Source organism: Nostoc sp. DedSLP04 (assembly GCF_034530775.1).
In the GTDB taxonomy this organism is placed as follows: domain Bacteria; phylum Cyanobacteriota; class Cyanobacteriia; order Cyanobacteriales; family Nostocaceae; genus Nostoc.
Genome location: NZ_JAVRCL010000012.1, coordinates 44392 through 63417, shown reverse-complemented (window position 1 = coordinate 63417; position 19026 = coordinate 44392). Strand labels below are relative to the sequence as shown.

General features: G+C 43.4%; 16 protein-coding genes. 7 read left to right on the top strand and 9 right to left on the bottom strand.

Going from position 1 to position 19026, the window contains the following annotated elements:
* Positions 1 to 260: 260 nt before the first annotated feature.
* The gene (locus RMX89_RS09675) at positions 261 to 923 is read right to left on the bottom strand and encodes a LuxR C-terminal-related transcriptional regulator (RefSeq protein WP_322688774.1); all 663 of its coding nucleotides are present in this window, start codon (positions 921 to 923) and stop codon (positions 261 to 263) included.
* Positions 924 to 1125: 202 nt separating this feature from the next.
* Here RMX89_RS09675 and RMX89_RS09670 point away from each other — a divergent pair, with 202 nt between their 5' ends.
* From RMX89_RS09670 to RMX89_RS09655, 4 genes are all read left to right on the top strand, one after another.
* Positions 1126 to 1545: a DUF6220 domain-containing protein gene (locus tag RMX89_RS09670; RefSeq protein WP_322673562.1), complete on the top strand. Its 420-nt coding sequence runs from the start codon at positions 1126 to 1128 to the stop codon at positions 1543 to 1545.
* A gap of 62 nt (positions 1546 to 1607) precedes the next feature.
* Complete coding sequence (locus tag RMX89_RS09665) at positions 1608 to 2270, top strand: DJ-1/PfpI family protein (protein ID WP_322688773.1); 663 nt, start codon at positions 1608 to 1610, stop codon at positions 2268 to 2270.
* A gap of 279 nt (positions 2271 to 2549) precedes the next feature.
* On the top strand, positions 2550 to 2801 hold the full coding sequence (locus RMX89_RS09660; RefSeq protein WP_322688772.1) for a hypothetical protein: 252 nt from the start codon (positions 2550 to 2552) through the stop codon (positions 2799 to 2801).
* 82 nt (positions 2802 to 2883) lie between these two features.
* Positions 2884 to 4008 carry a site-2 protease family protein gene (locus RMX89_RS09655; protein ID WP_322688771.1) on the top strand — a complete coding sequence of 375 codons (1125 nt, stop codon included), beginning with the start codon at positions 2884 to 2886 and terminating at the stop codon, positions 4006 to 4008.
* A gap of 231 nt (positions 4009 to 4239) precedes the next feature.
* Here RMX89_RS09655 and RMX89_RS09650 read toward each other — a convergent pair whose 3' ends face one another.
* The 6 genes from RMX89_RS09650 to RMX89_RS09625 form a co-directional block, all read right to left on the bottom strand.
* The gene (locus RMX89_RS09650; protein ID WP_322688770.1) at positions 4240 to 4959 is read right to left on the bottom strand and encodes a choice-of-anchor K domain-containing protein; all 720 of its coding nucleotides are present in this window, start codon (positions 4957 to 4959) and stop codon (positions 4240 to 4242) included.
* Positions 4960 to 5414: 455 nt separating this feature from the next.
* On the bottom strand, positions 5415 to 7628 hold the full coding sequence (locus RMX89_RS09645) for a tetratricopeptide repeat protein (RefSeq protein ID WP_322688769.1): 2214 nt from the start codon (positions 7626 to 7628) through the stop codon (positions 5415 to 5417).
* Positions 7629 to 7894: 266 nt separating this feature from the next.
* Complete coding sequence (psb34, locus tag RMX89_RS09640; RefSeq protein WP_322673558.1) at positions 7895 to 8074, bottom strand: photosystem II assembly protein Psb34; 180 nt, start codon at positions 8072 to 8074, stop codon at positions 7895 to 7897.
* Positions 8075 to 8334: 260 nt separating this feature from the next.
* Positions 8335 to 10353 (bottom strand): glycine oxidase ThiO, encoded by a 2019-nt coding sequence (gene thiO / locus RMX89_RS09635; RefSeq protein ID WP_322688768.1) that lies wholly within the window; start codon positions 10351 to 10353, stop codon positions 8335 to 8337.
* A 139-nt stretch (positions 10354 to 10492) separates the two neighbouring features.
* On the bottom strand, positions 10493 to 10891 hold the full coding sequence (locus RMX89_RS09630; RefSeq protein ID WP_322673556.1) for a hypothetical protein: 399 nt from the start codon (positions 10889 to 10891) through the stop codon (positions 10493 to 10495).
* A gap of 17 nt (positions 10892 to 10908) precedes the next feature.
* Positions 10909 to 11247 carry a 2Fe-2S iron-sulfur cluster-binding protein gene (locus RMX89_RS09625; RefSeq protein WP_289795169.1) on the bottom strand — a complete coding sequence of 113 codons (339 nt, stop codon included), beginning with the start codon at positions 11245 to 11247 and terminating at the stop codon, positions 10909 to 10911.
* A gap of 75 nt (positions 11248 to 11322) precedes the next feature.
* On the opposite strand from RMX89_RS09625, the gene cimA reads away from it, so the two are divergent.
* A complete protein-coding gene (cimA, locus tag RMX89_RS09620) occupies positions 11323 to 13020 on the top strand; it encodes a citramalate synthase (RefSeq protein WP_322688767.1) in 1698 nt (565 codons plus the stop codon).
* A gap of 138 nt (positions 13021 to 13158) precedes the next feature.
* Here the strand turns inward: cimA and RMX89_RS09615 are convergent, their stop codons facing one another.
* Both RMX89_RS09615 and ltrA read right to left on the bottom strand, forming a co-directional pair.
* The gene (locus RMX89_RS09615) at positions 13159 to 14037 is read right to left on the bottom strand and encodes a M48 family metallopeptidase (protein ID WP_322688821.1); all 879 of its coding nucleotides are present in this window, start codon (positions 14035 to 14037) and stop codon (positions 13159 to 13161) included.
* A gap of 206 nt (positions 14038 to 14243) precedes the next feature.
* The gene (ltrA, locus tag RMX89_RS09610; RefSeq protein WP_322688766.1) at positions 14244 to 15896 is read right to left on the bottom strand and encodes a group II intron reverse transcriptase/maturase; all 1653 of its coding nucleotides are present in this window, start codon (positions 15894 to 15896) and stop codon (positions 14244 to 14246) included.
* A 716-nt stretch (positions 15897 to 16612) separates the two neighbouring features.
* Here ltrA and RMX89_RS09605 point away from each other — a divergent pair.
* Together RMX89_RS09605 and RMX89_RS09600 are read left to right on the top strand one after the other, a co-directional pair.
* Positions 16613 to 17113, top strand: a complete 501-nt coding sequence (locus tag RMX89_RS09605; protein WP_322688765.1) for a hypothetical protein — start codon at positions 16613 to 16615, stop codon at positions 17111 to 17113.
* Positions 17114 to 17701: 588 nt separating this feature from the next.
* Positions 17702 to 18919 (top strand): acetate kinase, encoded by a 1218-nt coding sequence (locus RMX89_RS09600; protein WP_322688764.1) that lies wholly within the window; start codon positions 17702 to 17704, stop codon positions 18917 to 18919.
* Positions 18920 to 19026: the final 107 nt, after the last annotated feature.

Genomic DNA, 19026 nt, shown 5'->3' with positions numbered 1-19026 from the left:
TGCTGAAGGAATCCCCATAAATAAATTTAGACTTCCACATGAGCCTCAGCCGAACGGCAATTTAAGAAGGAAGCTGTATTTCTTGTATCCAGTTAATAAAATACATATTTTTTTATTTTTCATAAATAAATTTAGTTGCTCTCAGGCCATTTTGCCTCCAGAGAAAATTCTTTTCTAAAACCTCCTGCCTCCTGCCCCTTGCCTTTCTCCAGTGACATAAGCAGAGAAATCCAGGATTAATGAGGCCAATAAAAGGTTATTTATTTTGAAACTGTGGAAAGCTTTGCAACCATCTGAGTTCGAGATGAAACTTCAAGCTTGCGAAACATCCTTTTTAAGGCTTGCTTGACAGAGTTTTCAGTAATCCAAAGTTCAGCACTAATTTCTGCATTGGTTTGTCCTTGAGCCACCAAGTCAGCAATTTGCATTTCACGAGGCGTTAAACGCTCTGTCTGTAATATTAGTGGATATTGCCGCACCATTGCCACCCAAGTAGAAATATGCAAACAAAGCGCACTCAAATCTGTAAGATTTTGTGAATCAAATGCAGGCATTCCTTGCTGACGAGTAAAACCTACCGCGCCTACTAACTGACCATTGTTGACAATTGGCCCTGCCATAACGTGCCAGTGATCGGCACGAGGACAAATCAACCTCCACGTCTTAGGTTCTACTACTAAAGCTTCATGAACAGGGGCATGATGTTCTAGCAAGTAGCGTGCAACTGGGTTGTGTTGGGGTGATAATGCGGTTTCCACTGCTTTTTGGAGCTTGCTGTTAGCTAGAGGAATTTGAGCAAAGAAAAACAGCCCACATCGTGTAGCTGAAAAATATTCACTCATTTCGGTGCGTATGTGCGATCGCAATGTCTCTTCATCTTTAGCTTGAGCAATTGCATGAAACAGAGCTTGTAAGGCAATCATGATTGGCAAATTGTACCCTTTCGAGGTCTAGGCGCAGTATAGCAACCAGACTTATCTTAGCTTTAGTCATTTGTCATTTGTCATTTGTCACTTGTCATTAGTTTTTTTGGGCACTCTCTTGCGAGGTATGTACCAAAAAACTCTTTATCAATGACTAATGACCAATGACTAATTTATTTGCTTTTTTTGGGATTACTTAACCATGACTCTAAATCCTGGGATTGATGATACACAGATATCCGGGCGCTGGATTCAAATTAGTTTTTTTATCGCAGTAGTGTTTTTTAATCTCTGTTTAGCAATCCAAGTATTCAGTGTTGGACTGGCTTACTTTTACAACTCTGATTGGTGGAACCTACATATCTGGCTCGTGCGAGGATATAGCGGACTCTCGCTAATTTTGTTGATATGGGTCTTTCTGATGCCGTTTCCTTCAAGAGTCCAGAACCTTACTGCAAGTATTCCAGTGTTGTTGGGACTGCAATTTCTCACAATTCACTTGAAGACTTCTTTTCCTTTAGCAGTCTTCCATCCACTTATCGGCTTTTCCTTATTCTCTATTTCTACAACCCTAGTTCATCGGACATTTCGCATTGTATTTCCTAACCACAACCAAGACTAAATCCTTAACTTTCAATTCTTTAAGGATAGATTTCATAGCAACTTTCATCAGGAGATTGATTCATGACTTACTCACAAAAACATATTATTGGCTTGGTACTTTATCCTGGCATGACAGCACTTGATATTGTAGGGCCCCAGACAGTTTTTAATTCGCTTCCTGGTGTCCAGATCCACCGCATCTGGAAAGCTTTAGACCCGATCAAAACCGATGACGGAATGATGATTTTGCCCGATACTACCTTTGAAAATTGCCCACCTTTAGACGCAATCTGCGTCGGCGGCGGTTTAGGACAGAGTGCAGTAGTAAACGATCCAGAAGTGCTTGAGTTTTTCCACAAACAGGGGAGCACAGCAAAGTTCATCACCTCTGTGTGCGGCGGGTCTGAGTTTTTAGCGAAGGCAGGACTACTACAAGGCTATCGAGCGGCGACTCACTGGATGATGCGCGAACAACTCGCAACGTTGGGCGTTGAGGTCGGAACGGAGCGAGTTGTGATTGACCGAAATCGCATAACTGGTGGGGGGGTTACGGCAGGCATTGATTTTGGTCTAACGATCGCTGAAGTCCTTTGTGGTGAAGAAGCCGCCAAGATCGCTCAACTATTAATGGAGTACGATCCAGCTCCTCCATTCGATGTCGGTTCACCCGAAAAAGCGGGGGCTGAGTTAGTCAATAAAGCAATGTTATATGCTACGGGGACATTGGGTTTAAACGTAAAATAGGCAGTCTGACATGACCACAAAATCGGAAATTGAACGTGTTCCCACACGTTGGATACAAATCCGTTTTTATACGACTTAAACTGTCTTTAACCTCTCTTGATTGCTCAGTTATTAACGATTGGGGTTGCCTAGTTCAACGATCCTGCCTGGTGGACTATTCATTAGACCTCTTGCAAAAGTCCCTAACACCCCACCCCCAACCCCTCCCCCTCCCCGCTCTTCGGGAGGGGAGACAAAGCGTAGCTTTGGTGGGGTGGGGTTCTTTCTTATTTTTGATTTATGCAAGAGGTCTATTCATGTTTGGCTCGTGCGAGAGTACAGTGGACTGTCCTTTTTATTACTAGGAGGGTTGTTGAGCGCCCCATTTCAGACAGAAGTTCTGGGTATAAAGCAGCATTCGTACAAAAAAATGTATCGAAATGCGCTATCGACGCGATCCAAGGTTTCTCCTGCTTCTTGAATTTGGATGCTCTCAATATTCCCAATAACCGCACCTTTATCGACGGACACCACTACCGCCATCAAGATTAAAATCTCTTAACCTTTCGTTACAATAAAGACATCGAGAAGGATAAAAGCAAACCTCTCGAAGCTGAAATCAAAGGTGAACGACATGAATGGCACAATTCGCGTTGGTAATCTCTTCGGAATTCCCTTCTATATCCATCCATCATGGTTTTTAGTTCTGGGTTTAGTAACTTGGAGCTATAGCAGTGGACTGGCGGCGCAATTTCCCCAATTGTCTGCGGGATTGGCTTTGCTACTAGGATTGATGACAGCGCTGATGTTATTTGCCTCTGTCGTCGCCCATGAATTAGGCCACAGTTTTGTTGCGATTCGCCAGGGAATTGATGTCAAATCCATCACGCTGTTTATATTTGGCGGTTTGGCGAGCTTAGAAAAAGAGTCGAAAACCCCAGGTGAAGCTTTCTGGGTAGCGATCGCCGGGCCAATGGTAAGCTTACTACTATGCGGTATCGTTACAGCTATTGGTGTTACGACTGCTGCATCAGGGCCGTTAGCTGCAATTCTTGGTGTTCTCGCTTCGGTTAACTTAGCATTAGCACTGTTTAACTTGATTCCTGGCTTGCCCTTAGATGGCGGAAATATACTGAAAGCCATAGTTTGGAAAATTACAGGTAATCCTTATAAAGGTGTCACCTTTGCTAGTCGAGTCGGGCAAATATTTGGTTGGGTAGCAATTCTTTCCGGTGTAGTTCCTCTACTATTATTTGGCAACTCCGGTAACTTCTGGAACTTGTTAATTGGCTTCTTCTTGTTGCAAAATGCTGGTAATTCGGCTCAATTTGCCAGAGTCCAAGAAAAACTTACAGGTTTGACAGCCGAAGATGCTGTAACTCATGACAGCCCGATTGTATCTGCTAATCTTACCTTAAGAGAGTTTGCCGATGAGCGAGTCATAAGTGGGCAAAACTGGCATCGGTTCTTAGTGACTGATGATGATGGACAATTAATAGGTGCGATCGCAATTGATAATTTAAGAACCATCCCCACAGCACTGTGGTCAGAAACTCAAGTTAAAGAAGTCATGCGACCAATTACCGAATCTACCACAGTCCAATCAGATCAACCTCTGCTGGAAGTCATGCAGTTACTCGAACAACAAAAACTATCTGTACTTCCCGTGATTCGTGAGAATGGCGTCCTAGTTGGAATCTTAGAAAAAGCTGCAATTATCCAGCTACTTCAAAGCCGAACCCAACCTAACCCTGCATAAAGACGCAATTCATCGCGTCTATCAAAAAACGCTAAACCCCTGTAGAGACGCGACAAATCGCGTCTCTATATTTTTATCGCCCAAATTTTTGATTGCGTGAAAAAACCCCATACAATTGAAAGAACCTTCTTGAGCGTTGCCTCTTATCTGTCCCCGTAAATAAGTTCAAAAATCAAATCGGATTGTTATGTAGCACTCCTATTTAATTTTTGAACAAAACTTAGTATATATCTATTCCCTATTCCCTGTATTTATTTTCCAAGGATTTTTACGAGATATCAGGTATATCCCTAGCAATGATAGACCCAACACTGACGCAGGTTCGGGTATAGTTTTGATTTTGGCATAAATAGCTGTTGTAGTTGTAGCTTCTTCAAGAGCCTTAATACTTATCTGGCGACCTTCTAGATTAAAACCGATTAACTCAAGGGTATATTTATTACTTCCAAAGGTGAAACTGCGATTACTCAAATTTGTGTCTAAAAATACCAAGTCTGCACTATTCTCAGGATCTTTTGGGTCATTAAGTGTATTTACTAAACGCAAGTTAAAGTCAAAAACTTGGCTGGTTCCCACAGGTGGGCTGAAAGATAGATTGAGATTTAAAGGTACAAATCCAACGCTTGAATCAGTGCGTACCTTACCATTGAAGTAAGTTAAATCAGCTATTTTGAATACAGAGTTAATGTCCGCAGAAAATGAAGTTCCATTAGAGGTTAGTTTATTTGGAAGTCCTGGCGGCAAATTAGCTTGACCCCAGGTAAATGTGTTACTTGCCACACCTGTATATATGGGATTAGTATCATTGATTCCTGGAGTTGGATTTCCCCATGTCGCACTAGAGATGCCAGAAAAAGTTAGAGCTTGTGCTTGACCAGAGAAACTAAATTCTGTGGCCGAACTCACAAAAAAACTAGATATAGCAGTAGCGAAAACAAAACTTAGTTTCATAATTCTAGGTTTAAACGTTCATTCTGGAGCTTCTTTCAAGTAGGTATTCAGTCTACCTTAGTAAATTTACGGAAAATACGCCAATGTCTTCTTGTATTTTTTATAAAATATTTATGTGTATTTCAAAATAATTTAATGAATAATTTATATTTATGAAGTTAAAATTATGAGTTGTGAAAATATATTTCACTAGTTTGTAATTAGTAAAACAGTAAACCGATTGCAAAATTTCCCTAACACGCTACCTCTCACCAAGAGTGGAGACTTTAAGGTAAGTCAAAGGCGGATTAGGGTTCTTTTTTGATTTATGCAAGAAGTCTAGTAATTACGTAGGCAATTACGTAGACGTAGCCCGTCGTAAACATCGCTACCTTACTTGACTTACCAATAAATTGTCAAGTTGATATGAAGTTACAGTTTTTTGACATTCTCCGCACTATGGAGAGCAATGGGATTCATAATTTTGACAAAATCTCTGGTAACAACTGGCTAGGAACTTTAGATAAAGCTAGATTTTGTCCCTGTATCCCTAACTCATTATGAAAAGCACGAATAGTTTTAACCACATAAGCAAAGGTTGTTTGATAAGCCTCTGGTTGTTTACTTAATCCGTTTAAGGCTTGCAAATGGTTATCTAATGCTACTTCTAAGTGTTGAGAGCGTGTCGCTTTGTCAATATTAAAAGACTTATCTATTACTAGCTGATAATGTGCTAGTCCCAGGTTATTGTGAGAGGCAAGCAAATCAAAACTTAAAGAAGTACCGCTAAGTGAGTGAGCTAAAGCTATAGCTTCTTCGTAAGCGTTGATACATAGTTGCAGATATTTTTGCCGTGCCTCTTTAGTAGTTTCAGATAGGTTTGCTAAATGCCAGTAAGCAGTACCCAGATTATTTTGTGTAGCGGCGCAGGCACTGGGAACATTAGCTGGAGTGCGATACTTGAGAGCTTCGCTATAAACATCTATGGCTAGCTGGAGATTTTGGGCAGGTTGTTCGTATTGTGCTAGATTCCAAAACGCAGTACCGATATTGTTTTGAATCATGCCATACTTGAGCGGTTCTGCTTCCGGGTTGTAGTGTGCAAGTGCTTCATTGTAAGCTGCGATCGCTTTCTTTAAATGCACAATCGGTTGGTTGTATTGCCCTAAATGCCAGTAAGCAGTACCCAAATTATTTTGGCAAGCTGCATACTTTAATGAATCCATTTCAGCTGTACGGTAGCTGAGTGCTTCACTGTAAGCCAAAATTGCTTGCTGCCAATTTTCCGATGGGTGAGAGAAACGAGCTAAATCACCATAGGCTGTCCCCAAATTATTTTGTACGCGAGCGTAAGTTTCCAAATGTGTCTGAGGCGAAATTATCTTTAACGCCAACTGATAAAATTCTATTGCCTGCTCTATATAAGTTTGTCCCTCTTCAGAATTGGGTGGTGTGCGGTATAGCATCCAGTAGAGTGTACCCAAATCATTCAAGATATCTGGGAGTTGCGGTGAGCTTTCGTCATAGCTAATTGCCTCTTGATAGGCAATAATTGCCACCATTAGGTTTTCTAAAGTTGCCTCTCCTTGCTCAATCCGAAGACGATATAAAGTACCCAAGCGATGATAAGCCTCTGCCAGTATCTCCTCTGAAGCAAGATTTTCGTGTAATTCTTCAATCTCCAACAAAATCTGCTGTGGTTGTAAAGAATCCTCTGTATTTTGAGCAATACTTGTATTTATTGTTGCTGTTACTAGCTCTTTTAACTCATTGCTAATATAAGATAAAGACGACAGCGATTGATTATTACTCCCGCTACCAGACCGATTTGTAGATTCCTGTTGTTGTGGCGTAGCCTTCAATAAATCCGCTGTTGATGGTGAAACTTCCTCAGTTTTGTGTACGCGATTTTCTTGTATCTCTACTGGGAAATCAGAATTATTATCAAACTTGAACTCGGTAGTTGCGGTTCTGAGTTCTGCTTGGTTAGCTGATTCATCTAGAATCGACTGCTCAATATTGCCTAAATCCAAGCTTCCAGAACGTGAAAAACGTTCTGGATAGGCCAAATTCTGAGTTGCTGGTGTGGGTTCTCCAGCAAAGACAAATACGCCAGTACGACAACGCCAAAACTGTGGTGCTGATTGCTTAATAGCCGCTAACCAAGGACGTGGTATCCACAAAAGCAAATTAGATTCTAGAAATCGGCTGGATTCTTGTGTAGAGAAATATTGTTCGCTTAAGCGGAGATAGTGCAAAAATAAACGCTGTGTTGCAACTGGTTGCTTCGTAAGATGTTCCACGCCGACAATCTGAAATGCTGGTACTGGAAAAGGTCTTCCAGGAGTATCTTTTGATGCCTCAACAATTGGCGGTGGGTAATTAGTCAACCATTGATTAATCTGAATTATGGGATTGGGATCGTTTAAATTCAAACGCAACGTGACTAATCGCGGATAAGCTGGAGTGCTATTTTCCTGAGCATTTGATGATTGATATAGCACCTGTCCAACAGGATAAGCCAATGTAGAATGCAAACGGGCTGCTACTTGATTTCTTAAGTATAAATCATCACAAACTGCCAAAAGAATTTGTCGTCGTAAGCCAAGACTTAAGGCAAGTTTCAGGCGGTGGTATACTTGCCGATTCCAAGTAGAATTATTGTTGTGTGCAGTATCATTCACGCTCATAGCGGCTAAAAAGCCAAAACATAGTACATATCACCTTTCTGGGTGCATTCAAGTGGACTAAAGTCATAATAAAAATGATTTTTAATAAGTAGATGTTGTGCTGCTGTGGATATATTGAGCTTTCAATTATAGTAGGAACAATAAAGTATAATTATATACTTTCATTCCTAGTTCAATTTTAACAAAAAATAAAAAAGCAGGCCCCTCTTAAAATCGGAACCTGAAAAACTATAAAAAAGATGAAGTTTTCTTAAAATGTTTTACGATCAACTGCTCTTAGAAACAAAGAAGGCGACTAGAATCAAGCCGGCAACCAAAGCTGTAGCGGCAATTCCTAGTATGATATAAGTTCGCTTTTGCCCTTCCGTGAGAGGTTCTGCTTGATAAACCTTTGGTTCCCGGGCAAAATTATTCAGAAGACCGCCTTCTTCATTGGTATAGGGCATGAATGAATTCCTTTATCTTTATCGTTAATTTAATGTTACATAAATGCTAAATCTGGTCTTAAACTGCTAGATAAATCGTTACATTTGTCATTTGTCATTTGTCATTGGGCATTGGGCATTGGGCATTAGGAAAGGAAAATTGAGGGCAAGGGAAAGACTTGTTGCAAGTTCTGACTCAAGTCGCCTTGTCACCTTGTCCCTTTGTCTGTCTTGTCTGTTTATTCTCCATGCCCCATGCCCCATGCCCCATGCCCTATTGCCTAACTAGTAATCGTCCCAGTTAGAGGTGAACTAGGACTGGCGTAATCTTTAATAGGCATTCTGCCAGCAAGGTATGCTAGACGACCGGCGACTGTTGCTAAATTCATCGCACGAGCCATTGCTGCTGGTTTTGGAGAAAGAGCGATCGCACTATTAATTAACAAGGCATCTGCTCCCAATTCCATTGCCTGAGCGGCTTCTGAAGGTGAACCAATACCAGCATCTACTACCACTGGCACACCTGCATTTTCGATGATTATTTGGATATTGGCAGTTGTTTTCAGTCCTTGTCCAGAACCAATTGGTGATGCCAAAGGCATGACTGTAGCACAGCCTACTTCTTCTAAACGCTTGGCTAACATCGGGTCAGCATTGATATAGGGTAATACTGCAAAGCCTTCTTTAACTAGTTGTTCTGCTGCTTGCAATGTCCCAATTGGGTCTGGGAGTAAATACTTAAGGTCGGGTATTACTTCTAACTTTATAAAGTTATTATCTTCTTGCCCCAGCAATTTCGCCATTTCTCGCCCTAAACGCGCCACCCGAATCGCCTCTTCAGCAGTTTGACAACCTGCGGTATTGGGTAACATCCAGATTTTTGTCCAATCCAAGGCTTCAGCTAAACCTTCATGTCCCGGAGCCTTGGTTTGTACCCGTCGTACTGCTACGGTGACAATTTGGCAATCGCTGGCGGCGACGCTTTGCTGCATTTCCTCAATGCTGCGATACTTACCAGTTCCCGTCATCAAGCGGGATTGGAAGGTTTTGCCAGCGATAATCAATGGGGAATCGGTAGAGACGCGATTAATCGCATCCGTGGGGAGTGGGGATATAGCAGAGTGATGTCTGTTAGAGAAATTAGCAGAGTGAGTCAGCATTGGGGTGGAGGTAGATGACTTGGACTGAAAACGCGAATAGTGAAAATCAGCAAGTAGGGGGTCAGATTTTTGTTCTAAGATTAAATCGGCAATCAAAGCGGCGGTTACGGGCGCAAGTAGAATTCCGTTGCGGTAATGACCCGTAGCAAAGGTTAAATTTTGACAGTGGCTAGTGCCCAGGATGGGTAATTCATCAGGGGTGGTTGGGCGAAATCCCCACCAAAATTCTTGGATGGGATAATGCTTTAATTGGGGATACAGGCGGATGGCAGCTTGTAGTAATTTTTGAATACCTTCTGGGGTGTTGTTGGGCATAAAGCCAACGTCTTCACTGGTTGCGCCAATAACCAGGCGATCGCGTCTTGGTACGATGTAAATATCCTGCCCGAACAAAACCCGCTTCAAGGGCAATTCCGGCGAAACTTCTGGTATCCGCACACTCAGCATTTGTCCTTTTCTGGGTAGCACAGGTAGCGGTAACAATTCATTTGACCAAGCACCTGAAGCTAAAACATAGTGCGCGGCGCGAATTATTCCAGCATTGGTTTGCACGCCAACCACTTGTCCTTGCTGCTGTAAAAATCCTTCTACCGTAATACCATCTTTGAGTTCAACACCAATAGATTCAGCCGCCGTCCGCAATACGTGAGCTAGAGCTTGATTATCAACTTGGGCGTCTTCAGGATACCACCAGCCACCAACTACCTCGGCTCCCAATCCTGGCTGATATTGATGAATTGCCTCCTTGTTTAACCAGTAACAGGGGGATGAGGGAGATGAGGAGGAAAGACTTTCCCCTCTGCTCCTCTGCTCCCCTGCTCCCCTGCTCCCCTGCCCCCCTGGCTCTTCAAACACGGGTGCAAGGATACCACAGGCACGGTAGCCAGTATTTAAGCCGGTCAGTTCTTCTAATTTGCGCGTCCAGTCGGGATATAAGGCACGCGATCGCCAACACAAGCAACGCATTGCTTCATTAGCGATGTTTTCCGCATCTGGTGCCAACATCCCGGCGGCGGCGTGGGTAGCGGCAGCCTGAAAGTCACGACAAAGCACGGTGACGTTTGTCCCGCGCAATTTTAGTTCAATGGCGATCGCTAAACCAATAACGCCGCCACCAATAATTACAGTCTCACTAATCATTAGTCATTAGTCATTAGTCATTAGTCATTAGTCATTTGTCATTTGTCATTGGTACATAACTAATAACTCATAACTCATAACTCATAACTTATAACTTATAACTCGTAACTAAAGACGGGTCTGAAGACGGATCTGATTGTTACCATAAGGCGCGAATTGGTTCGTTGCTTTGATTTGTATCGCTGGATGGTGTGCTTGTTCCTGAAGAATCTGTATTATTCTCTGTTGTAGTGTCAGCAGGTGATGTTGAGTCATCGCCAGAATTCTGAGCAACGTTACTCCTGTTGTCAGGTCTTGGAGCTACAATAGAGCGTCTGTTTTGGTTGGTTTCAGTTGTTTCGTTTCCTTCTGTTGCAGTTTCTTCATTTTTGCTGCCAGCACTGCTATTAACATTGATATTAGCTGGCAGGACTTCTGATTTTTTGTCACTAGGAGCGTTAGCAGTTTGTACGCCCATCGGAAAGTTGATGCCCAGTAATGTACCAAGCAGAATGGCTAAACCTCCAGCCATTAAAATTAAGGGTGTCCATCTACCCATCTTGTCTTAACTCCTTTTTAACCTTTTGGTGTCCACACTATTCGAGAACCTTGTCCCCAAAATCCATCAAACTTTGTCACTTTCACATCGCCTAAAACCTGAGTTTGACAGGCTAAACGTAAGTCTGTTGTAGGAGAATGGGGAGGAAGCGAACGCCGTGTTCGATCGCGCCAGTTCGCTGCTGAGACTTTGCCCTCTACCTTAACCGCGCAGGTACCACAACTGCCAATGCCCCGACAGTTTATTACCTTAGCACCGTCATTGTAGAGGTTAATACCATTTTGCAGCAAAATCTTGCGCAGATTGCTTCCATGTTCGCAATCTATTGTTTTACCTTCAGCTATTACTTTAGGCATTTTTAAATTGCCAAACTGGCTTTTTGTTGTATATTGACACATTGCCTCGAAAGTTGTCTCGTCGGTCCCAGTTTTATGACCACAAATTCTTCACCTCAACTTTGGCTCTATGACACTACATTACGGGATGGCACTCAGCGCGAGGGGCTATCTGTATCGATAGAAGATAAGTTACGCATTGCCCGTAGACTCGATCAACTGGGAATTCCCTTTATTGAAGGTGGTTGGCCTGGTGCCAATCCCAAGGATGTACAATTTTTCTGGCAACTCCAAGAAGATCCGCTCAAACAGGCTGAAATTGTCGCTTTTTGTTCGACTCGACGCCCCAACTCTACTGCCGCCACCGAACCGATGCTACAGGATATTTTGGCGGCGGGAACTCGCTGGGTAACGATTTTTGGCAAGTCTTGGGATTTACACGTGACAACCGGACTCAAGACGACATTAGAAGAAAATTTGGCGATGATTCGCGACACCATTGAGTACCTCCGTTCTCAAGGGCGCCGCATTATCTACGATGCCGAACATTGGTTTGATGGCTATAAGCACAATCGAGATTATGCTTTACAGACATTAGAGGCTGCGATCGCCTCTGGTGCGGAATGGCTAGTCCTGTGTGATACCAATGGCGGCACTTTACCCCACGAAATTAGCCAAATTGTGCAAGATGTAGTCAAGGTGACTGGGGACTGGGTATCGGGGACTGGGGACTGGGGACTGGGGACTAGGAAAGACTCTTCCCAATTCCCAATCCCTAATCCCCAATCCCCAATGCCCCAAATTGGAATTCATACTCACAACGATTCGGAAATGGCGGTTGCTAACGCAATAGCCGCCGTGATGGCAGGGGCAAAGATGGTACAGGGCACAATTAATGGTTATGGTGAACGTTGCGGTAATGCTAACCTCTGTTCGCTAATCCCCAATTTACAACTGAAGGCGGGTTACAGTTGTATCACAGAAGACCAGCTCACACAACTTACAGAAGCTAGTCGTTTTGTGAGTGAGGTGGTCAACCTTGCGCCAGATGAACACGCTCCCTTTGTGGGACGTTCGGCTTTTGCCCATAAGGGTGGTATTCATGTATCAGCTGTAGAACGTAATCCCCTAACTTACGAACACATTCAGCCGGAACAAGTCGGGAATCGTCGGCGCATTGTGATTTCGGAACAGTCTGGACTGAGCAATGTTTTAGCCAAAGCCCGCAGTTTTGGCATTGAATTGGATCAACAAAAAGCAGATGCTAGAGAAATTCTCCAGCGCCTCAAAGATTTGGAGAGCGAAGGATTTCAATTTGAAGCCGCAGAGGCCAGTTTTGTGTTGCTGATGCACGAAGCTTTGGGAGGCCGCCAAAAGTTTTTTGAAGTCAAAGGTTTTCAAGTCCACTGTGACTTGATTGAGGGGAAAGAAACTAGCAATGCCCTAGCTACAGTCAAAGTCGCTGTTGACGGCAAAAATATTTTGGAGGCGGCGGAAGGTAACGGGCCTGTTGCAGCTTTAGATGCAGCTTTACGCAAGGCTTTGGTGAACTTTTATCCTCAGATTGCAACCTTTGATTTGACAGATTACAAAGTGCGAATTCTCAACGGACATACGGGCACTGCGGCGAAAACTCGTGTGTTGGTAGAATCAGGCAATGGTCGTCAACGCTGGACGACGGTAGGGGTTTCCACCAATATTTTGGCGGCTTCCTATCAAGCAGTGGTGGAGGGCTTAGAATACGGTTTGTTGTTACATTCCCAAGCAGAAGCAGCTTTAAAAGCTTCTAGTTGACAAAAGGGATATGTAGTGTAATTAGAGTTTGCGTTTTTTGAGCAAAAGGAGAAGCGATCGCTATTTGGCGATCGCTTCTCACGATCTATTAAAAATTTTTCTGCTTATATAGCCAAAAAACGGTTGTCAATAGAAGCTCTACCAATTGCGCCATCCACCTTTGGGTGCAACTTCATTATTAGTAGACTTCAGTCCGTGACTGTGCAACAGAGTTTGATATTCGGTGCTGCTTGCCCAACGGTCAATTTCTCGCGCCCGCAGTACTGGCACTGGATGGCTTAATTGGGCTGTGCGAGCAGCTTTGACCATTTCACCCAGTTCTGTCTTGCTAATATCATCGTAAGCGCGGGCTTGGGCAACAAAGGCATCGAGATTCAGTTGTGGCGCTAAGGTGGGAGAACCACCAGCCAACTTCATCAACACGGACATGACCACTTTCGGATCTTGAGTTGCTAGTAATGCAGCGCGATCGCAGGTAAACTCAGCACAACGTACCCATTCCAAAAGTTGCGCCTGTATAGCTTGAGCCACGAAGGTTCCGACATTGGGCACAATCGCCGCAGCTAATATTAATAAATTTACAGGTGTCAAGTAAACGCTATGGTCACACTTGAGATGCCCTAACTCGTGGGCGATTACTGCTTGTATTTCCTCTGGTGTAAGGATATCAATCAGGGAAGTGTGTACCACCACAAAAGGCTGCTTACCGCGCACAGCAAAAGTATAGGCGTTAGGAGCCGGATGTTGCCGAACGTACAACTGGGGAGGATCGATATCCAGGATTTTACAGGCATCTAACAATAGCTTGTATAAATCGGGTAGTTGCTTTTCACCCACCAAAATGCTAGAGGCAATATTTTCCACATAAAAAACCTGCTCTGCCATTGGCCCGAGCCAATTTCGCACCAACATATCTATGCCTGGTATCTGCTTGAGCGCTCTGGTAGCTTCCAGGTCTAATGGATGACGAAATGAGTCAGCTTTTAAACCAATCAGCGGGGTTTTGAAGAAAGACATAGTGCAACAAGCTATAAAAAACACAACTATGGAATCTGGCTGGATAGATAAACAGCCTCCCACAGTTAGTATAACGATTTCAGTTAGGGGTTTCGTTTGTTGCATATTCGTAACCTTTGGTATCAGTCGGGTAAGGTTCAGGAGTCACCTCCATCCCCTCCCCTAAGAACCGGACATGAGACTTTTGCACTCATCCGGCTCAAGCCTTACTTCAAACTAGAAAAACTTGGGTTTTTTGAATGTACCTGCTTGTGACACGCTATGTGTAAATGCTGAAGGTTTTCTATGTCGTCTAGTCCACCTTGAGCCACGGGTACTATATGATGGGTGTTTATTTCCTCGCCATTAAGTAATGGTTCGCCGCAGATTGGACAAGACCAATTTTGGATTTGAGCTATTTTATAGTTCCGAGAGTTCTTCTCCCAGTAACTTTTACCAAATTTCTGATGACGCTTTTCCCAGTACTCCTTTAGTGAGGGGTCGTCAGGTGACGCTTCTCCCTTAACCTTGATATGGCGTTCAATGGATGTATACGCTATTGGGAAAAGGACTAAATTCTTTTCTTTCCCTCGGCGGTCGCTGATAGTGCAAGCGAATGTCCATTGCTTGGATTTTAAGGTTTTGAAATAACGTTTCCTTACCCATTTTGCGTTTTTCTTGGGGTGTCTACGCTTTGCCCAACCCCAAAGGTATTGCCACACTCTGTACGAAATGTAGTCAAAGGTTTCTTTGCTAACTGCACCTTTATAATAGTTAGCAAAACCACGGAGAATTGGATTGAGTTTATTGATTACAACTTCCTGTTCGGCTCCGTTATGTGCTTTTATTTCATTCCCAATTCGCTTACAAAAGTCTAGGACTTTTTTCTTCGATGGCTTGATTAGGAGCTTACCGTCATAGTGACGATGGTTGAAGCCGAGGAAGTCAAATCCCTCTTTTATTGACGTGATGAATGTCTTCTCCGAACTGAATTCGAGTCCTCTAATTGATAACCATTGTTGAATCTGAATTTGGACTTTTTCGAGGCTTTCCTTGTCTCTAGCTGTGACGATAAAGTCATCAGCATATCTAACCACGCCAAGTTTTTGATTGGTAGATTTAATAAAGTTTTCTAATCCATGCAATCCTATGTTGGCTAATAGTGGTGATATTACGCCACCTTGTGGTGTCCCCTTCTCTGTTGGGCTTAATTTTCCCTCGTAGAAGAATCCAGCTTTTAACCATCCTTTGATTAACTCTCTTTTGGGAAAGTTACTAATCATGTCAAGGATGGATTCATGAGCAATGTTATCGAAAAATCCTCGAATATCAGCTTCTAAAACCCAAGTGTCTCTACCACCACAGAGTCTGATAAAATCTTGTTCTATAGCATCTTGACAACTTCTTCCAGGTCTGAAACCATAGGAATTTGGTTCAAACACGGCTTCCCATTCGGGTTCTAGTGAATTCTTGATTATTGCCTGTTCGATTCTGTCACGCACGGTTGGGATTCCGAGCGGTCTTCTTTTTCCATTGGGTTTTGGTATCTCTACCCTTCGAGTTGGCAACAGGTTTCCCCCATTCCAATCGTTTACCAGAATCACTCGTTGCATTGGGGTATTGATAATTTCTTTATCAATTTCTGCCGTTGCTTTACCAAGATTTGTCTGAGTGATACGTCGAACAGATAATAATAAGTTTGCGTAGCTTGTGAGCATTAACTTCTGTAGACTCCGAAGAGTTTTGAAGTTACCAAGTTTTCTAGCACGAAAGATTCTTTGTCGTAGATTCTTAACAAGTTTGTTGACTTTCTGCCACTTAATACGGCTCCAGTCTTCTAGTTGTTTCCTCAGTCCGTTTGTTGACATTGCTGTCACCATCTAACTTGTCCTCAGATTAAGTTTCTTTTAACTTTTTGTCTTTTCGTGTAAAACCCAAAGTAAGTTGGCTATTCCTTTCGGTCAAGGGCAAATTTTGAACCCCTATCTACCCCATTACAGGTTAGCGTTCGCTTTTTACTTCATCCTCTACCCACCAAAGAATTCGGTCTTTGTTGCCTCGGACTTACTAAGAGTATTCGACCTCTCTTAGACTCTGTAGGGTTTACCCTGTTGCGTCGTTTAGTTGTATGTTCTCCTTAGATGTTGTCTTTTCTACGATGGGATTTGTATTCACACGTTTTGGTGAGAGCAGAACACCAAAACTACCCATTTACCTTTTGGTTAAAGCCTATCAGCCTGATTTGGCTCTTTGTCAAATGACGTAGTTTAAAATGACACTTCACTTAATGTTCATCATAGAGAACTCCCTCTTGCTCTATAACCAGTTTTAGGCTGCTAGTTACGGCTACTTTCGGGGTCTGCACTCCGCCTGTTTCATTACTTACTTGGGCGTGACCAAACTCTTTATTAGAGTCGTTTCCGTGAGGGTAAGGGGTGTGAATCCCTTAGCGGAGTAGGCTCCGCGTTCTAAACGACCAGTTCAGGTCGCGCCTGCTCATGTCACCCCTTTGCTACATACGCCTGCAAACCCTCTCCTTTAGTGTCCGTTGCAGTTAATCTTGATTGGACACACTAATTCACGCTTGGAGAATTGAATGCGCTTTGATTTTTGTACTTTAACTTTATGTGTTCTCGCACTAGCGGCAACAAGTGGGCACGCCTCTGAGTCTGCCAACATCCCAGCACTGGTGATGACTAGCCCAAATTCAGCTTTTGCCAACTACGAAGATAAATGCAGCAACGGCGGCAACCTTGACAACGTAAATCGCGAGAAGTTTCTTAAACTTATGCTTGCCGATAAAAAATCAAAGCTATCTCAACTGAAAGTAGCTCTCCTCAATGAAATTAAACAAAGTGGTGATGAGCCACGAGGCGAGGGTGTCCGTATTGGTGAATGGAATCAAACCTTCCATGACCGGAGTGGTTGTGGCACAAACACTAACAGTTACTCAGCATTTGTTCTCACCGTGACTGGTGGAAATGCAAACCATACGGTCGTGAAATCTCTGCTAACAATTGATGACGACGATAACGCAGGCAAAAGAACCCTCAAGATCCGCGACATCCGCCCAATCAAACTACGAAATGATAATTGACCAAGCCACTTCTTTTCGCTTCCTAGTTCCAAGTCTCTGAAATCTAGAAGCTTCAAAGTCTTGTTGTACCGTGAGAAAACTAAGTACAGAATTTCATTAATTTATAGCGAATTCATGAAAGGCAATACTGTGCAATGCCAATGCGTTCGCTTGTATTGTGAATGCGGTCGCGGCCTTGTTAATACATCGGCTTGTATTGTGAATGCGGCCGCGGCCTTGTTAATACATCGGCTTGTATTGTGAATGCGGCCGCGGCCTTGTTAATACGTCAGCTTGTATTGTTAATGCAACGGCCGCCTTGTTAATGCATCGGCTTGTATTGTTAACATGAGTTCGACGAGTGCTATTTTGACCTCTCCCCCAGCCCCTCTCCTACCAGGAGAGGGGAGTAAAAACCCTCCTTACTCATTACTCCTCCCTCTCCTTAGAGAGACGCAACGCGTTCGCCTTTTAGGAGAGCGAGGCTGTCTGGGAGAGGTCTGTCGAACTCACATATTGTTAAGGCTACGCTTTTACGCAAGACTGTACTAAGCATGAAGCTAGAATTAGTGACACGATCAAAAGAGATCGTCTTTTTGTGTTGTCACTATGAAAATATTGGTGCTAAATGCCGGATCGAGCAGCCAAAAGAGTTGTTTGTACGAAATTGCAGGTGAAACTCTGCCCACCCAAGCACCCCAACCCCTTTGGGAAGGAAAAATCAACTGGACTCAAGATCGGAGTGTGGCAGAAATTGAGGTGAAAACTGTTACGGGTGGAACGCTGCAAAAATCAATCTCTGGTGATTCCCCACAGGCGCACCTCACCTATATGCTCAATACACTCGATCGTGATGCCACCAAGGTAATCGATCGCTTGTCAGAAATCGATGTGGTAGGGCATCGGATCGTACACGGTGGAGAGGATTATCGAGATAGTGTGGTAATTACCGAAGATGTCAAAAAAGCGATCGCCGATCTGTCTAATCTTGCTCCCGAACATAATCCAGTTGCTTTGGAAGGCATAGAAGCAATTGAACACATCCTAAAAGATGTCACTCAAGTAGCAGTGTTTGATACCGGATTTCACGCCACTTTACCCGATGCAGCAGCAATTTATCCAGGCCCGTATCAGTGGGTAGAGCAAGGTATTCGCCGCTATGGGTTTCATGGTATTAGTCACCAATACTGTTCTCAACGTGCTGTCCAAATTCTCGGTCGAGATGTTGCACCTAAGCGATTAATTATCTGCCATCTGGGGAATGGATGCTCTTTAGCGGCGATTAAAAACGGTCGCAGTATTGATACTACTATGGGATTCACGCCCTTAGACGGATTAATGATGGGTAGCCGTTCTGGTTCAGTCGATCCGGGGATTTTGATTTATCTGTTGCGACACTGCAATTACTCTATCGAAAAGTTGGATGAGTTACTAAATAAAGCTTCTGGGTTAAAAGGAATTTCGGGTGTATCTAGCGATATGCGTGAAGTCAGAGAAGCGATGGCTCAAGGTAATTCCCGCGCTCAACTGGCGTGGGATATCTACGTGCATCGCTTGCGTTCTGGTATCGGCGCAATGCTTGCTAGTTTGGGGGGATTAGATGCTTTAGTATTCACAGCAGGTGTAGGTGAACACTCTGCGGAAATTCGCCAAGCCGCCTGTGAAGCCTTTGGATTTATCGGACTGAAAATAGACCTTGAGAAAAATCAACAGCAGCCAGTCAATAAAGATATTGCCACACCTGACTCAACAGTGAGAATATTAGTTATACATACTCAAGAAGATTGGGCGATCGCCGGACATTGTTGGCAAATATTGACAAAGTAAAAATCATCAAAAAGCCAACCCCTTTTATAAGTTAGCTAAATTGCAGCAGATTTCAAGGAAAGTGTTGTACAGTATTTAGGTCTTAAAGCTAGACAGAGAGATTATTC

Coding starts and splice junctions, on each gene's coding strand:
- RMX89_RS09675 (WP_322688774.1), bottom strand. CDS start 923: ATGATTGCCTTACAAGCTCTGTTTCATGCAATTGCTCAAGCTAAAGAT.
- RMX89_RS09670 (WP_322673562.1), top strand. CDS start 1,126: ATGACTCTAAATCCTGGGATTGATGATACACAGATATCCGGGCGCTGG.
- RMX89_RS09665 (WP_322688773.1), top strand. CDS start 1,608: ATGACTTACTCACAAAAACATATTATTGGCTTGGTACTTTATCCTGGC.
- RMX89_RS09660 (WP_322688772.1), top strand. CDS start 2,550: ATGCAAGAGGTCTATTCATGTTTGGCTCGTGCGAGAGTACAGTGGACT.
- RMX89_RS09655 (WP_322688771.1), top strand. CDS start 2,884: ATGAATGGCACAATTCGCGTTGGTAATCTCTTCGGAATTCCCTTCTAT.
- RMX89_RS09650 (WP_322688770.1), bottom strand. CDS start 4,959: ATGAAACTAAGTTTTGTTTTCGCTACTGCTATATCTAGTTTTTTTGTG.
- RMX89_RS09645 (WP_322688769.1), bottom strand. CDS start 7,628: ATGAGCGTGAATGATACTGCACACAACAATAATTCTACTTGGAATCGG.
- psb34 (WP_322673558.1), bottom strand. CDS start 8,074: ATGCCCTATACCAATGAAGAAGGCGGTCTTCTGAATAATTTTGCCCGG.
- thiO (WP_322688768.1), bottom strand. CDS start 10,353: ATGATTAGTGAGACTGTAATTATTGGTGGCGGCGTTATTGGTTTAGCG.
- RMX89_RS09630 (WP_322673556.1), bottom strand. CDS start 10,891: ATGGGTAGATGGACACCCTTAATTTTAATGGCTGGAGGTTTAGCCATT.
- RMX89_RS09625 (WP_289795169.1), bottom strand. CDS start 11,247: ATGCCTAAAGTAATAGCTGAAGGTAAAACAATAGATTGCGAACATGGA.
- cimA (WP_322688767.1), top strand. CDS start 11,323: ATGACCACAAATTCTTCACCTCAACTTTGGCTCTATGACACTACATTA.
- RMX89_RS09615 (WP_322688821.1), bottom strand. CDS start 14,037: ATGTCTTTCTTCAAAACCCCGCTGATTGGTTTAAAAGCTGACTCATTT.
- ltrA (WP_322688766.1), bottom strand. CDS start 15,896: ATGGTGACAGCAATGTCAACAAACGGACTGAGGAAACAACTAGAAGAC.
- RMX89_RS09605 (WP_322688765.1), top strand. CDS start 16,613: ATGCGCTTTGATTTTTGTACTTTAACTTTATGTGTTCTCGCACTAGCG.
- RMX89_RS09600 (WP_322688764.1), top strand. CDS start 17,702: ATGAAAATATTGGTGCTAAATGCCGGATCGAGCAGCCAAAAGAGTTGT.